This window comes from Arthrobacter sp. Soil782 (assembly GCF_001428435.1).
In the GTDB taxonomy this organism is placed as follows: Bacteria; Actinomycetota; Actinomycetes; order Actinomycetales; family Micrococcaceae; genus Arthrobacter_D; species Arthrobacter_D parietis.
Map to the genome: position 1 here is coordinate 30,990 of NZ_LMSO01000009.1, position 14,142 is coordinate 45,131.

Sequence of the window (14,142 nt, forward strand, 5' to 3'; positions counted from 1 at the left end):
CGCGGATACGATCATTGATTCTTGGCTCGCTAATGTGCTGCTCCTGATATCCGTTGAAAAACTGAACCGCCTGCAAAAGGAGAAGGCCTCCAACTGCATGCGCAATCGAAGGCCTCGGCATCAGTGCATCAACGGCGCTCCCTACCAAAGGGAGAGCCAGCGCACCGACCTGAACCCGGCTGCCTGTGGCTGCCTCTGGGGCAACGGCGGCAATCGCGGGTGGGAGAGGACTCCGCTTGCATACTGGTGATCTTTTCATGCCGTTCCCGGCCACAAAAAATAACGACCCCCAGTTGGTCTGTGACAAGCTTACCAGCATGAGCACAGCAGACAATAATCCCGACGCCGCACGCCACACCTTCCAAACGCCGGAGGAAACGCGCGCCGCGTCCGGCAATGCGAACAATCCCGTTCGGGACATTGCGGAAGTCGCCGCCGTCGAGGTGATTACGACGTCGGCAGTGCACCTGATGAGCGCAGCTGCCGTCAAGTGCGGACTGGCTGAGGGCACAGACGCCGAAACCTACAAGGACCTCGACGAGGCCCGCAAGCTGATTACTGCACTCGCCGGCTTCATCACCGCCGCAGCTCCGGAGATCGGCAGCCAGCATGCCGGCCCGTTGCGCGATGGCTTGAGGTCCCTGCAGCTTGCGTTCAGGGAAGCATCACTCATCCCTGACGCTCCAGGCCAGGGACCGGGCGAGAAGTTCACCGGTCCGGTCAACTGACTGTCCTTCGCGGAACGGGATCTGAGAGATCAGGCGAAGCGCCGCCGTCGTAGTACCTGTTGTGCTCCCAGACACGCCAGGCTCAGGGCGGCGGCCGCTGCGCCCACTGCGACGAACCCGCCCCACGGGCCCACGGAGTCGATCATCACGCCTGCCAGCGGCGCGCCCAGTGCCACTCCGGAGGTGAGGGCTGAGCCATACCATCCCATGGCTTCCCCCCTGCGTTCCTCGGTGACCAGATGAGCAATCCGCTCCGAGGCCGCGGAGAGAACCGGAGCACACAGCAGCCCTGGCGCAATTGAGAGCAACGCAAGAACCACCGTGCTGTCCGCAAAGCCCATCGGGATGGTGAGAACCGCCATCAGCAGCAGGAGCACCAGCGGCGAGAGCGGTCGGTGCATGGCACCGTAGACGAGGCCGCCCACAACGGACGCCGAGCACCAGGCGAGGAAGACCCAGCCCAGCTCGAAGGCCCTCTGATCGGCTTCCAGTACCGCGATGATGCCGACATCCGTTCCGGCAAGGACAAGGCCGGCACCGGCGGCCACGATCATGACCACGGCCACCGGCAGCGTGAGCCATGCGAAACTGTGCGCCATCCGCGCCCGCGCCCGTTCAGCACGGGCCGGCCGCGCTCCAGGAACGAGTTCTGCTGACGCTTCACTGACGTGGGCTGGAGCTGATGCCACCAACACTTCCACGGCCGCTGCATCATCCTGTGCTCCGGACAGCGTGGCACCGACGGCTCCCGGCTGGGTACTGCGTGTCGGCGGGTTGAACCACATGAGGAACAGCCCCGCCACGGCGGTGGAAAAGCCCACAACAGTCAGTCCCAGCACCGTGGACACCTGTGTTGCGAGCACAGCCCCTAGCGCCGGTCCGCCCATGAAGATCACCTCAGTGGCCACCGCGTCGAGGGTGAAAGCCGTCCTCCGGGAGTTTCCGCTCACGAGCACACCCAAAGACTGCCGGACAACGGAGAACACGGGAAGGGTAAAGACGCCGCCAACGAGCGCGGCCAGCAGCAGCCACTCGTATGACAGGTGGGGCGCCACCGACCAGATCACCGCCTCGGCAATCACCGATGGAATCAGCGCGGCCCGCAACCCTGCTGTATCGACACGCCGGCCGCGCCAGGGCGCACCGACGGCGATACCGATGGTCATCACTGCAGCTACGGCGCCCGCCTCGGCATAACCGCGTTCGAGGGTCTGCACCACGTGGAGGGTAAGCAGCACCCCTGCGGCAGAGTGGGGAAAACGTGCGATCATTCCGACGATCAGCAGTCGGCGGACCGGGACAATCCTGAGCAGATCCCGGTAAACGGCAAAATTCAACGTTCTTCATCTTTCACGCGGGCCCAACCGCGTGGAAGATCAACGCGTGAGCCGGATTTCGAGCGAGTCCACCCGCTCGACAAACTCCTGCAGGTTTTGGAGGCGGTCCTGGAACGCCGCCGCTGTGGAGCGGACGTCCTCCTGTGAGAGACCTTCCTCAAGTACGAGGGTCAGACGCAACTCGGGACCGGCACCGCCGCCTCCAACCACTTTACCGCCAGCTGTGCGGCTTGAAATTCCTCCCCCGGGCGCGATTTCGACCCTGCGAATGCTCCCGCCCGGAACGACCGCCTTCCCCACGAGGCGGGCCAGGTCCGGATCAGAGTACGACGGCGACCATTGGCCCTGTTGCGCCAGTGCCCAGAGAGCGGGGCGGCGCACGACGAATATCACTTCTGCGCCCGGATCGACCACCATGAGTTCAGCTTTCTCGGATACCGCCGCCAGGGCTGCCCGAGAAGCGGAGACCGCAACGGGCCTGGCCTCCGGATGCCAGCTCTGGAGGTGCGCCGTGGCTGTGAAGACCGGCAGGGCGCACCGCCCGTCCGGCGCCGTGATGGTTACCAGCGCCATGTCGGCTTCCTTGTCACCTTCATGGTGCCGGTGCCCCGGGCCTGCAGTGACATCATCAGCAGCTTCCGCGCCACCAAGCTGCGCGATCACCGGTACGAAGACCCGGATTTCCTTCAGCGCCCGCAGCACTGCGGCCTCATCAGCGGCGCCGTGCACCAGAGCCTGCAGGGCCGCGGCGTAAACCGTCGGCACCGCGCCGTCGTCCTTGTCGAAGGCGTGCAGCGGGTTCCCGCCGCCGGAAAGATCCCTTCCTTCCCAGGCGCGGCCTGCCGAGTCAGCGATGTTACCGCTGAGCGCCGCTTCGATGTGGGCAGGAAGCCTCCGCTCTGCCATGGCTAGCGCTCCCGGAGCCCCGCGACGTCGAGCGCCTGCGGCAGTGTGAAAGCGCCCGCATAGAGGGCCTTTCCTACAATGGCGCCTTCAAGCCCATCGGGGACCAACTGCCGGAGCGCGGCGAGGTCATCCAAACTGGAGATGCCGCCGGATGCCACCACGGGCCGCTCGGTTTTCTCGAGCACCTCCCGGAGGAGCTGGAGGTTGGGACCCCGAAGCGTTCCGTCTTTTGTCACGTCAGTCACGACATAGCGAGCACAGCCGGCATCATCGAGGCGGGCGAGTACCTCCCAGAGGTCACCGCCTTCCTCCGTCCAGCCGCGGGCAGCCAGGGTGGTGCCACGAACGTCGAGACCGACCGCCACGGCGTCGCCGTAGCGGGCAATTGCGCTGGCTGTCCACACGGGATTTTCCAGGGCCGCGGTGCCGAGGTTCACCCGCTCCGCTCCGAGCTCGAGCGCCTGGTCCAGGGACGCGTCATCCCGGATCCCGCCGGAGAGCTCCACTTTGATGCTCAGTTCCTTGACGACGCGGGCAAGCAAATCGCGATTTGATCCCCGGCCGAAGGCCGCGTCCAAGTCAACGAGATGGACCCATTCGGCGCCGTCGTTCTGCCATTGCAGTGCGGCATCGAGTGGATCGCCATAACTTGTTTCGCTGCCGGCCGCTCCCTGTACCAGCCGGACGGCCTGGCCGTCGGCCACGTCAACCGCAGGGAGCAGTTCGAGGATGGGCGATTCGGTGAAGGGACTCATTCGCTTCCTTTGTTCTTAAGATCGGTGCCGGCGCAGCCGGACAGTCAGGGGGTCAGGGTGAGCAGGTACGCGGCGAGCAGCGCCAGGACGGCGAGAACGCCGAAGCTGATGGTGAGCGCCAGGGGCATCTGCTGGCGATGGAATGAAACGACGCCGCCGATCAGCAGCCCCGCCAGTCCCATGAGAATCAGGCTCCACATGGATCAGCGAAGGCTCCCGGTCCAGTTGCGCAGCAACTGCGCACCGGCGTCGCCGGATTTTTCGGGGTGGAACTGCGTGGCGGAGAGTGGGCCATTCTCCACCGCGGCAATGAACGGGCTGCCGTGCGTGGACCAGGTGACGAGCGGCGGCCGCATAGCCGGCTGGGTGACGTCGAAGTTCCATTCCTGCACACCGTAGGAGTGAACGAAGTAGAAGCGCTCTTCAGCAATGCCCTCGAAAAGCACCGACCCGGCTGGGGCGTCGACGGTGTTCCAGCCCATGTGCGGCACAACTTCCGCCTTGAGCCGTTCGACCGTACCTGGCCACTCCCCCATGCCCTGGGTCCGTACGCCGTGTTCCACGCCCTCCTCAAACAGGATCTGCAACCCGACGCAGATTCCGAGGACGGGGCGACCGCCGGCAACACGACGGCCGATCATGCGCAGCGCGTCAACCTCTTTCAAGCCCTGCATGACGGCGGCAAACGCTCCCACACCGGGCACGACGAGCCCGTCGGCGTTGAGGACATCATCAGCCGCTGAACTCAGTGTGACTTCAGCGCCGACGTGTTCCAATGCCCGCACCGCCGAACGAATGTTCCCGGAACCATAGTCGAGAACCGTCACTTTCGGCGCGCTCATAGCGCTCCCTTGGTGGAAGGGATTCCGCTCACCCGTGGGTCCGGTTCAACCGCGGCGCGAAGGGCGCGGGCGAAAGCCTTGAACTGGGCCTCGACGATGTGGTGCGGATCCCGGCCGCCAAGGACCGTCATATGCAGGCAAATCTGGGCGTGCAGGGTAATCGCCTCGAAGACATGGCGCGTCAGGGATCCCGTGAAATGTCCGCCGATGAGGTGGTACTCCTGGCCTGTCGGTTCACCCGAGTGAACCAGATAGGGGCGCCCGGAAATATCGACGACGGCATTGGCGAGAGCTTCGTCCAGGGGCACAGTTGCCTCACCGAACCTCCGGATACCTGCCTTGTTGCCGAGAGCCTCACGCAGAACCTCACCGAATGTGATTGCTACGTCCTCCACAGTGTGGTGGACATCAATGTGGGTGTCGCCGGTGGCCCTCACCGTGAGATCGATCAATGAGTGCTTCGCCAGGGCCGTCAGCATGTGGTCGTAGAACGGCACGGACGTGCTGATCTCCGAGCGTCCGGTGCCGTCTAGATCGACCTCGACGAAAACCGACGACTCACTCGTGGTCCGCTCACGTCGGGCAGCGCGATTGGCAGTAGCTTCCGCGGTCATGGATGGTCCTTACGGTTGTTTCGGCAGCGAGACGGGCGGCGGGCCCGCATGTGCGTCCCGGTCCAGTTTAGGAGACACGCGGCCGGATCAAAGATTCGAGGGCTTTCAGGAAGGTTGTGGTCTCTTCCTGCGTTCCGGCAGTCACCCGAAGGTGGCCCGGAATCCCGACGTCCCGGATAAGCACCCCGGCATCAAGCAGGTCCTGCCAGACGGCGCCCGGATCATCGAGCCCTCCGAACAGCACAAAATTGGAGTCCGAAGGTGCAACGGGAAGACCCATCCCCGTCAGCCCGGACACAATGCGGTCTCTTTGCCGCTTGATCTCATCCACGTTGGCAAGCAGCTTCGCCGAATGGGTCAGCGCCGCGACAGCCGTGGCCTGCGTAATCGCCGACAGGTGGTACGGGAGACGCACGAGCCGAAGCGCATCCGCAATTTCCGGCGCTGCGGCCAAGTACCCGAGACGGGCTCCGGCCAGCGCAAAGGCTTTACTCATGGTACGCGAGACGATAAGCCGTTCCCTACCGGGCAGGAGCTCCAGCGCACTCGGAGTGCCGGAGTGGGAAAACTCTGCATACGCCTCGTCCACAATGACGATTGCCTGCGCCGCTTCGCCTGCATCGTAGACCTCGGAAACCACCTCCAGCGGAAGCGCTGTGCCGGTCGGGTTGTTCGGGCTGCACAGGAAGACAATGTTTGCGCCCGTGGCGGCTACCTCGCTGGCGGTGGTACGAGCGTCCAGGTCGAAGGATTCATCCCTCGAACCTGTCAGGTATCCAGTACCGGTGGAGCCTGCGAGCAGCGGATACATCGAGTAAGTGGGAGGAAATCCCAACGCAGTCCGGCCCGGTCCGCCGAACGCGAGGAGGACGTGCTGCAAAACCTCATTGGATCCATTCGCCGCCCAGATGTTGTCCGCGGTGAGTCCGTGCCCCAGGTACGTGGCGAGATGTTCGCGAAGCACGGTGAACTCCCGGTCAGGGTAGCGATTCAGCCCCGCCACGGCGCCCTCGACTGCTTCAACTATTGCACTGCGAACATCCTCAGGAACGCCATGGGTGTTCTCATTGACGTTCAGCAGGATCGGCACATCGATCTGGCGCGCACCGTATGGTCGAAGGCCGCGCAGATTCTCGCGGATCGGCAGTCTGTTCAGGCGTTCTAGCGGATCGGTCACCATGAGAGTTTAAGGCCGCCCCATCCGCCACGAAGAATTCCGCTGAAGCCGGGCGAACTGTTACGAGCCAACCTGTGTCGAGTCAGCGCGCCTACCGCTGTGCGGAAGCAGATCCGCTCCTTATGGATTTCCAACCGGAATATGAAGCGACTGCCCGGCCTGCACGGTCGACGAGCCTAGAACATTCAGTTCGACGATTTCCTCAACGACGGCTCGCGGATCACGTTCCGGCGCGTACTCGGCAGCAAGAGCCCAGAGTGTCTCGCCCGACGCAACACTGACCCGGACAGTGTCCGTGAGGTCACCGCCGGCTGTCGCTGCCTGCGCCTGGGAGGTGAAGAACGAAGCAACCACCAGCAGTACGGCAACAAGCAATGCGACCGGAATTGCCACCAGAACCACCCAGCCGCGACGGGTGAGATGAAGGCGCGGCGCCGCAGCCGGCCCGTTATTCTCACGGCCCTCTGGGTGAAGTACGGAAGCTGATCCTGCGATATGGAGCGTAGACATGGCGTCCACCTTTCTCGTTGTGTGGATCTCCCACAGCTTTGTTCGAAGCTGTGTTCTATTCCTCTGCACTTATTATTAGCACTTGTAAACTAATATTGTCGAGACTCACTCGAACAGATGTTTGAAAAGACGTCCCGCCTCCCCTAGCGTTGCTGGCAAGGGTGACGGTCCGGCTGCTTCACAAACCAGCTCATCACCCGCCACTGACAAAAATGGTTGGCGAGCCGGCAGTCCGGGTCCGGCCGGAGGAAGGGATGCATCTCGTGGCAGATCTCAGTGCGGCAAAGGACATGGCAGAGGTGCCTTCGCCCGATGCGAAGCGCGGACGCGGAAGGCCGCGCGGCAGGGCCATGCCAAAGGGAATGACAGCACGTCAGACAAAAATTCTCGAGACAATTCAGCGCAGCGTAGCTGCGCACGGCTACCCGCCCTCAATGCGCGAGATCGGTGACACCGTAGGGCTTGCGAGTCTGTCCAGCGTCACGCACCAGCTTTCACAGCTGGAACGCATGGGTTACATCCGCCGCGATCCCAAGCGCCCGCGAGCGATGGAAATCCTGCTTCCTCTCACGCTCGGTGACAGCACACCACGTGCGCTGCCCTCCTCCGCCGAAAGAGAGGAACCTGCGCGGGCATCGTCGGCCGTCGACGCGGCAATGGTCCCGCTGGTCGGACGGATTGCAGCCGGAGGTCCTATTCTGGCGGACCAGGTTGTTGAGGATGTCATGCCACTGCCCCGGCAGCTCGTCGGGCACGGCGATCTGTTCATGTTGCGTGTTTCAGGTGACTCCATGATTGATGCAGCGATCTGCGACGGAGACTGGGTAGTGGTCCGCCAGCAGAGCACAGCCGAGAACGGGGATGTGGTGGCAGCACTCCTCGATGATGAGGCCACAGTGAAGACCTTCCGGCAGCGTGACGGTCACACCTGGCTTCTGCCGCAGAACACCAATTACGAGCCGATACTCGGTGACCACGCCACCATCATGGGCAAAGTTGTCTCGGTGATGCGTGCGCTCTGACCGAGGCGCTCGGCATGATGCTAGGCGCGCTGCGTCTCAGCGAGCCGGGAGAGGACCCCGAGCGCCGTTGCGCGGTCCGTCGTCGACCAAAACGGCGGTAGCGCAGCCCTGAGGAAGCCGCCGTAGCCCGCGGTTGCCAGCCGGGAGTCCAGTACTGCCACCATGCCTCGATCATCGTGGGCGCGGATGAGGCGGCCGGCTCCCTGCGCAAGACGAACGGCCGCATGGGTAGCGGAAACATTCATGAATCCGTTGCCTCCGGCCTTTGCGACAGCTCGGGTCCGCGCAGTCATGAGCGGATCATCAGGTCGGGGAAACGGTATGCGGTCGATGGTGACAAGCCGGCAGGCAGCTCCAGGCACATCGACGCCCTGCCACAGCGACATAGTGCCGAACAGGCAGGTGTCGGGCTCCTCTGAAAACTGCTTCACCAGCGCGGACATGGAAGATTCACCCTGACAGAGAATCTCAACGTCGAGCCGGTCCCTCAATGCGTCAGCAGCGTCCTCCGCCGCACGCCGCGAGGAGAACAGTCCCAGCGCTCCTCCGCGGGAGGCTTTGATGAGCGCCTCCAGCTCATCCAGTTGTTCCCCGGAAGTCCCGCGGCCCGGTTTGGGCAGGTCCTTGGCAACGTACAAGACACCCTGACGGGGGTAGTCGAATGGGCTGCCAACGTCCACGCCGGTCCATGACGGCGCTCCCTCGCCCGTCAAACCGAGGGACCCGGCAACCGGTCCGAACTCCGAGCCGATTGCGAGCGTAGCTGACGTGAGCACAACCGTGTGGTCCTCGAACAATCCCCGCCTCAGACGCCCGGCAACCGACAGCGGCGCAATACTGATCGTGGCAGGCGAGGAGTCATCAGCCGCAGAGTAACCGGAGCCCGGTGTAAAGGTACTCGGCCGACTCGACCAGAGCACTTCGCCCGCGCCACCTGCTGCGACCATCCGTTCGGACAATTCGAGCAATACCAACAGCCGTGAGCGTGCCATCTGGCGGCCACCGTCTGCCGACTGGGAGGACCCGTCCGAACTCGATTCGGACAGCGCCAGGCGGCATGACTCCCGCAATTGCACGAGCGCGAGTTCCTGCAACTCGTCCAGTCCCCCAGCCATCAGACCCGTGGGCTGAGCGTCGAACGCGTTCTCGAAGGCATCCTGTGCGGCCGCCAATGTGTCCGTGTTGGAACCGAGATGGCGCCTCGCCGCTGAGGCCGCAGCGCCGATCAGTGCTCCTGAAAGTTGCCCAGACACCGCAGACGTGACGCGGTCGTGTAGCTCGTGCGCCTCGTCAATGACCACTACGTCGTGCTCCGGAAGGACCGCCAGCCCCTCGAAAGCGTTGATCGCCAGCAGCGCATGGTTGGTGATGACAATGTCCGCTTTTCCTGCCCTCTCCCGTGCGCGCTCGCTGAAGCATTCCTCAGCAACGGGACACTTTTGCGCACCAAGGCACTCCATGCTGGACACCGATACCTGGCGCCAGGCCCGGTCGCTGACACCGGGAAGGAGTTCGTCCCGATCCCCGGTCTCCGTTTCTTCCGCCCACTCCCGCAACCGCACGATTTCCCGTCCGAGCGGGGTGGAGGGTCCTGCCGCAGGGTGCGGCGCCGCAGTGTCACCGTCGAGGGAGAAGAGGGCTCCCGAATCATCCTCGTCGGGGAAACCTCCTGCCGTCTTATGCCTGCAGACATAGTTCCCCCGGCCTTTCAAAAGCGCTACGTCGACCGGCCGAGGAAGCGAACCACGCAGGGTCTCGAGAAGCTTCGGCAGATCGCGGTTGACGATCTGTGACTGGAGGGCAAGGGTGGCCGTCGAGACGATCGAGGTTGTGTCACCCTTCATGGCATGCGCGATGAGCGGAAGCAGATAGGCCAGTGACTTCCCTGTTCCGGTTCCGGCCTGCACCAACAGGTGTGTGCCGTTGCCGATTGCTTCCTCGACCTGGCGTACCATTTCATGCTGCCCGCTACGCTGCTGCCCGCCCATCGCCGCTACGACGTCATCAAGCAGTCGAAGGGGACTGATGCTTCCCTCAGCCATGCGTGATGAACGGCTCCAGTTCTGCCGCCAGACCTTCCCTGACCATCACTTCCACCCGAGTGCCGTCCTCCACATGTTCCAGACCGAGGATCTCCGCGTCCGGCTGATGCAGGCGGCTCACGATGTCGCCGCGCTGGTAGGGCACGAGCAGAGTCAGTTTCACGCTTGGACGCGGGATGGACTGGCTGATCAGTTCCAGCAGCTCCTCGATCCCCTGACCTGTGCGGGCGGAAACAATTGCATGGCGGGGTTCGCGCTGCCTGAGGCGTTCAAGCACAAACGGATCTGCCGCGTCGGCCTTGTTCAGGACGACGATCTCAGGCACTTTGCGTGCGTCGACTTCCGTCAGGACGTCGCGAACCGCTGCAATCTGCCCCTCGGGATCCGGATGGGATGCGTCCACGACGTGGAGGATCAGGTCCGCGTCAGCGACTTCCTCAAGCGTTGACCGGAAGGCCTCGACGAGCTGGGTGGGAAGCGACCGGACAAAACCGACGGTGTCCGCGAGTGTGAACTCGAGGCCGTCAGGCGTCTGTGCCCGGCGGATGGTGGGGTCCAGCGTCGCGAACAGCGCGTTCTCAACGAGCACGCCGGCATCGGTCATCCGATTGAGCAGGGACGACTTTCCCGCGTTCGTGTACCCGGCAATTGCCACTGATGGGACCTCATGACGACGACGGTTGGCGCGCTTGGTCTCGCGTGCGGGCTTCATGCCCGCGATTTCGCGCCGCAGCTTGGCCATCCGCGTGCGGATCTTCCGCCGGTCGAGTTCGATCTTGGTTTCACCCGGCCCGCGTGAACCCATACCGGCACCGGCGCCGCCAACCTGGCCGCCAGCCTGACGGGACATCGAATCGCCCCAGCCGCGCAGCCGCGGAAGGAGGTACTCAAGCTGCGCAAGCTCGACCTGCGCTTTGCCTTCACGGGACTTTGCATGCTGGGCAAAGATGTCCAGGATGAGCGCCGTCCGGTCGATGACCTTCACCTTGACGATGTCCTCAAGCCCCCGGCGCTGGGAGGGGGCCAGTTCGCTGTCAACGACAACGGTGTCCGCACCAGTGGCCATCACAATGTTCTTGAGCTCTTCCGCTTTGCCGGCCCCGAGGAACGTTCCGGGATCCGGCTTCAGGCGCCGCTGGATGATGCCGTCCAGAACTTCCGATCCCGCCGTCTCAGCCAGGGCAGCGAGTTCACGCAGTGAATTTTCAGCGTCATCAACCGTCCCTTCGCCCCAGATGCCGGCCAGCACCACCCGCTCAAGGCGAAGTTGGCGATACTCGACTTCGGTGACGTCTTCGAGTTCGGTGGAGAGCCCGGCCACACGCCTCAGTGCGCGCCGCTCCTCACGATCCTGCTGTTCACCGTCGTAACCCGTGTGCTCTTCGTCGAGATCAGACAGCGCCTGCGCGCGGCCACCGGGCCCGCTACCGAAACGCCGTTGGGAACCGTTCGAAGACGAGGCGGGGTCCTTGGCAAGTATCCGATCAATGACGGCCTGGATTTCATCCGGGCCCATTTCCGGCTCGGGCGTTGCGGGCGCTCCGTTATGTGTGGTCATACTCTCCCTTGGTGATCGTCTTTCCATGGTAGTCCGTTGCCCCCGCGGCATGGGCAAGAATTCTCCCAGCGCGGAGGGACAACTCCTGCACAGCCAGCGATCCCCGGCCGCACGGGTACGGCCCGGAGCACTAGGCTGGAGCATTATGGATTCGCAGCACTACTTCAGCGCCGCCCCCTCCGGACCCGATAAGCGCCGGCCGCTCCGCGTACCCATTGCGGGTCAGGAACGTGACCTCGTCACCTCGGGCGGCATCTTCAGTCCCGACGGCATCGACAAAGGCACAGCGATCCTGTTGTCGGAGGTGCCTCCCGTCAGCGGTTCCACTCTGCTTGATATTGGTTCCGGCTGGGGCCCGCTTGCCCTGACCATGGCCGTTCAGGCACCGCACGCCCGGGTCATCGCAATCGATGTGAACGAACGCTCGTTGGAGTTGACGAGGGAGAACGCCCGGAGGCTGGAGCTGGGCAATGTTGCGGCCATGCTGCCCGACGACGTCAACCCTGAGATTGCCTTCGACACGATCTGGTCCAATCCACCGATTCGGATCGGCAAAGAGGCGCTTCACGAACTCCTTTTGCGCTGGCTCCCGCGCCTTGCTCCCGGCGGGAGCGCATGGTTGGTAGTCCAGAAGAACCTTGGTGCGGATTCGCTGCAGCGTTGGCTTGCAGCGCAGCTGCCGCCCGACTATGACGTCGACCGCTCGACAACGTCGAAGTCTTTCCGCATTCTGCGGGTTGAGCGGACCGCACCGGAAAACGCCCGGAAGGCCTAGCTGAACGTACCTCGGGCCACGAGAACCGCGGGACCGCTGAGATGCACATGCTCTCCCCCCTGTGCGCTGACTGTGAAGCGGACGCCGACGATTCCGCCGGGCACTGTCACGCTCCAGACGTCGGGCGCGTCCGCTCCCGCCCAGTAGCGGGTGGCAACTGCAGCGGCGCAGGCTCCGGTTCCGCAGGAGAGGGTTTCTCCAACCCCCCGTTCGTGCACGCGCATGCTCAGCTGTCCAACGCCGTCGTGCATGAGGGGATCATGCGGGACGACGAATTCCACGTTGGTTCCGTGCGGCGGTGACGGGTCCACAGAAGGCGCGTCGAACAGACGCGTGGCGCGAAGCTCCGCGATTTCGGCAAGGGCGACGACCGTGTGTGGATTACCCATGCTGATTGACAGGCCGGGCCGGGCGACCTGCAGTCCGTCTGCTTCGACCAGCGAGTCCGTTGCACGCGCGGCCGCGGCTTCCGGGTAGATGAACTCCCACGGCCCCATGTCCACGGAGTACCCATCGACTGACCGCTTCACCACTTTGACGCCGCCGCGGGTGCCGATGGCCATCGAGGCGCCATCCGCCAACTCAACCAGACCGGATTCCAGGAGGAAATGGACGAAGACGCGGACACCATTGCCGCACATCTCTGATACCGAGCCGTCGCTATTGCGGTAGTCCATGAACCATTGCGCTTCAGGAGTGTCCTCAAGCAGGGCCCGTCCTTCGGGAAGGAACGACGACGGCACGGCACGGATCAATCCGTCCGCGCCGATACCCCGGTGGCGGTCACAGGCGGCAGCCACATCGGCTGCGGTCACATCGACCGAGCCGTTCGGGTCTGCCACCAGAATGAAGTCATTACCGGTACCGTGCCCCTTGGAGAAGGAGAGTCCCGACAGTCCCGGCCGTGCGGGCAATGCTGATTCGGTGTGTGAAGTCACGTTACCTAGGATAGGGGGCGTGCGCGGCGACGGCGCCCAGCGCCTTTGTGAGGAGCTCCGGATCACGCCAGTTGAGCCACTGAATCCGCTCGTCGGCCCGGAACCACGTCAGCTGCCGGCGAGCGAACCTGCGGGTAGCCGCAACGGTGTCTTCGGCTGCCTCTGCTGCCGACCAGCCGCCGTCGAGCACCCGCAGGAACTGGCTGTATCCCAGGGCCCGGGAAGCCGTGCGGCCGCTTCGCAGCCCGAGGTCGTCCAGCCTGCGGACCTCCTCCAGCAACCCCCGCTCCACCATTGAGTACACCCGGGTAGCCAGGCTCTCCCTGAGGACGTCCCGATCGACCTGCAATCCAATTTGGACGGCAGGCTGGTGATAGATGCGGCGCGGCATGTACGAGCTGAAGGGCCTGCCCGTGATCGTGTGCACCTCAAGGGCACGGATCACCCGGCGCTCGTCCCCCAGCCGTTCCGCCGATACCGCGTCGACGGCGGCAAGGCGCTCCCGCAGTGCAGGAAGGCCCACCTTGTCTCTTTCAGCCTCGAGACCGGCACGAACGACGGCGTCGGTCGGCGGAAATTCAAGCTCGTCGAGCGCCGCACGGACGTACAGGCCTGATCCGCCGACGAGAATGGGCACGTTACCCCGCACACGCACCTGCGCAATTACCTCGCGGCTGTGCTCCTGATAACGGGCGACACTTGCTTCCTCACGTACATCGAGGATGTCCAACAGGTGGTGGGGAACAGCTCTGCGTTCATCGACTGACAGCTTGGCGGTGCCGATGTCCATGCCGCGGTAAAACTGCATGGCGTCGGCATTGATGATCTCACCGCCGAGCGCCTCGGCGAGCGCGACGCCCAACTCGGACTTCCCCGATCCGGTGGGCCCGACGACGGCGATGACCGGCGTCGCGGGAGCAGCAACAGTGCGGCTCACC

At 64.0% G+C, this 14,142-nt stretch carries 15 protein-coding genes; 3 read left to right on the forward strand and 12 right to left on the reverse strand.

Annotated elements, in window-relative coordinates; all coding sequences use genetic code 11:
- Positions 1-317 precede the first annotated feature (317 nt).
- The gene (locus tag ASH00_RS10880; protein WP_157359090.1) at positions 318-728 is read left to right on the forward strand and encodes a DUF1844 domain-containing protein; all 411 of its coding nucleotides are present in this window, start codon (positions 318-320) and stop codon (positions 726-728) included.
- A 29-nt stretch (positions 729-757) separates the two neighbouring features.
- Here the strand turns inward: ASH00_RS10880 and ASH00_RS10885 are convergent, their stop codons facing one another.
- From ASH00_RS10885 to ASH00_RS10915, 8 genes are all read right to left on the reverse strand, one after another.
- Entirely contained in the window at positions 758-2,065 is a 1,308-nt protein-coding gene (locus ASH00_RS10885) for an MFS transporter (RefSeq protein ID WP_056548433.1), read from the reverse strand.
- Positions 2,066-2,104: 39 nt separating this feature from the next.
- Positions 2,105-2,971, reverse strand: coding sequence for an SseB family protein (locus ASH00_RS10890; RefSeq protein WP_157359091.1), 867 nt, complete (start codon positions 2,969-2,971; stop codon positions 2,105-2,107).
- 2 nt (positions 2,972-2,973) lie between these two features.
- On the reverse strand, positions 2,974-3,726 hold the full coding sequence (gene priA / locus ASH00_RS10895; RefSeq protein WP_056548434.1) for a bifunctional 1-(5-phosphoribosyl)-5-((5-phosphoribosylamino)methylideneamino)imidazole-4-carboxamide isomerase/phosphoribosylanthranilate isomerase PriA: 753 nt from the start codon (positions 3,724-3,726) through the stop codon (positions 2,974-2,976).
- A 44-nt stretch (positions 3,727-3,770) separates the two neighbouring features.
- The gene (locus tag ASH00_RS16890) at positions 3,771-3,926 is read right to left on the reverse strand and encodes a hypothetical protein (RefSeq protein ID WP_200954798.1); all 156 of its coding nucleotides are present in this window, start codon (positions 3,924-3,926) and stop codon (positions 3,771-3,773) included.
- Positions 3,927-3,929: 3 nt separating this feature from the next.
- Positions 3,930-4,568, reverse strand: a complete 639-nt coding sequence (hisH, locus tag ASH00_RS10900; RefSeq protein ID WP_056548435.1) for an imidazole glycerol phosphate synthase subunit HisH — start codon at positions 4,566-4,568, stop codon at positions 3,930-3,932.
- Positions 4,565-5,182 carry an imidazoleglycerol-phosphate dehydratase HisB gene (hisB, locus tag ASH00_RS10905; protein WP_056548436.1) on the reverse strand — a complete coding sequence of 206 codons (618 nt, stop codon included), beginning with the start codon at positions 5,180-5,182 and terminating at the stop codon, positions 4,565-4,567. The genes hisH and hisB overlap by 4 nt, the downstream gene beginning before the upstream one ends.
- A 67-nt stretch (positions 5,183-5,249) precedes the next feature.
- Positions 5,250-6,359 carry a histidinol-phosphate transaminase gene (locus tag ASH00_RS10910; protein ID WP_056549192.1) on the reverse strand — a complete coding sequence of 370 codons (1,110 nt, stop codon included), beginning with the start codon at positions 6,357-6,359 and terminating at the stop codon, positions 5,250-5,252.
- Between the two features lie 120 nt (positions 6,360-6,479).
- Positions 6,480-6,869 (reverse strand): LysM peptidoglycan-binding domain-containing protein, encoded by a 390-nt coding sequence (locus tag ASH00_RS10915; RefSeq protein ID WP_082566061.1) that lies wholly within the window; start codon positions 6,867-6,869, stop codon positions 6,480-6,482.
- 290 nt (positions 6,870-7,159) lie between these two features.
- Between ASH00_RS10915 and lexA the strand changes: the two genes are divergently transcribed.
- The gene (lexA, locus tag ASH00_RS10920) at positions 7,160-7,891 is read left to right on the forward strand and encodes a transcriptional repressor LexA (RefSeq protein ID WP_056549196.1); all 732 of its coding nucleotides are present in this window, start codon (positions 7,160-7,162) and stop codon (positions 7,889-7,891) included.
- A gap of 20 nt (positions 7,892-7,911) precedes the next feature.
- On the opposite strand, the gene ASH00_RS10925 is transcribed toward lexA, so the two are convergent.
- Positions 7,912-9,933, reverse strand: a complete 2,022-nt coding sequence (locus ASH00_RS10925) for an ATP-dependent DNA helicase (protein WP_056548437.1) — start codon at positions 9,931-9,933, stop codon at positions 7,912-7,914.
- On the reverse strand, positions 9,926-11,491 hold the full coding sequence (gene hflX / locus ASH00_RS10930) for a GTPase HflX (protein WP_056548438.1): 1,566 nt from the start codon (positions 11,489-11,491) through the stop codon (positions 9,926-9,928). The genes ASH00_RS10925 and hflX overlap by 8 nt, the downstream gene beginning before the upstream one ends.
- Positions 11,492-11,636: 145 nt before the next feature.
- On the opposite strand from hflX, the gene ASH00_RS10935 reads away from it, so the two are divergent.
- Positions 11,637-12,266, forward strand: a complete 630-nt coding sequence (locus ASH00_RS10935) for a class I SAM-dependent methyltransferase (protein ID WP_056548442.1) — start codon at positions 11,637-11,639, stop codon at positions 12,264-12,266.
- On the opposite strand, the gene dapF is transcribed toward ASH00_RS10935, so the two are convergent.
- Complete coding sequence (gene dapF, locus ASH00_RS10940) at positions 12,263-13,204, reverse strand: diaminopimelate epimerase (RefSeq protein WP_056548444.1); 942 nt, start codon at positions 13,202-13,204, stop codon at positions 12,263-12,265. The genes ASH00_RS10935 and dapF overlap by 4 nt on opposite strands.
- A 1-nt stretch (position 13,205) precedes the next feature.
- Positions 13,206-14,141 (reverse strand): tRNA (adenosine(37)-N6)-dimethylallyltransferase MiaA, encoded by a 936-nt coding sequence (gene miaA, locus ASH00_RS10945; protein WP_056548446.1) that lies wholly within the window; start codon positions 14,139-14,141, stop codon positions 13,206-13,208.
- Position 14,142: the final 1 nt, after the last annotated feature.

Excerpts from the sequence above, each read along its gene's own strand:
- ASH00_RS16890 (WP_200954798.1), bottom strand. The coding sequence starts at position 3,926 with ATGTGGAGCCTGATTCTCATGGGACTGGCGGGGCTGCTGATCGGCGGC.
- ASH00_RS10915 (WP_082566061.1), bottom strand. The coding sequence starts at position 6,869 with ATGTCTACGCTCCATATCGCAGGATCAGCTTCCGTACTTCACCCAGAG.
- ASH00_RS10890 (WP_157359091.1), bottom strand. The coding sequence starts at position 2,971 with ATGGCAGAGCGGAGGCTTCCTGCCCACATCGAAGCGGCGCTCAGCGGT.
- hflX (WP_056548438.1), bottom strand. The coding sequence starts at position 11,491 with ATGACCACACATAACGGAGCGCCCGCAACGCCCGAGCCGGAAATGGGC.
- ASH00_RS10925 (WP_056548437.1), bottom strand. The coding sequence starts at position 9,933 with ATGGCTGAGGGAAGCATCAGTCCCCTTCGACTGCTTGATGACGTCGTA.
- ASH00_RS10880 (WP_157359090.1), top strand. The coding sequence starts at position 318 with ATGAGCACAGCAGACAATAATCCCGACGCCGCACGCCACACCTTCCAA.
- priA (WP_056548434.1), bottom strand. The coding sequence starts at position 3,726 with ATGAGTCCCTTCACCGAATCGCCCATCCTCGAACTGCTCCCTGCGGTT.
- hisB (WP_056548436.1), bottom strand. The coding sequence starts at position 5,182 with ATGACCGCGGAAGCTACTGCCAATCGCGCTGCCCGACGTGAGCGGACC.
- hisH (WP_056548435.1), bottom strand. The coding sequence starts at position 4,568 with ATGAGCGCGCCGAAAGTGACGGTTCTCGACTATGGTTCCGGGAACATT.
- lexA (WP_056549196.1), top strand. The coding sequence starts at position 7,160 with ATGGCAGAGGTGCCTTCGCCCGATGCGAAGCGCGGACGCGGAAGGCCG.
- ASH00_RS10935 (WP_056548442.1), top strand. The coding sequence starts at position 11,637 with ATGGATTCGCAGCACTACTTCAGCGCCGCCCCCTCCGGACCCGATAAG.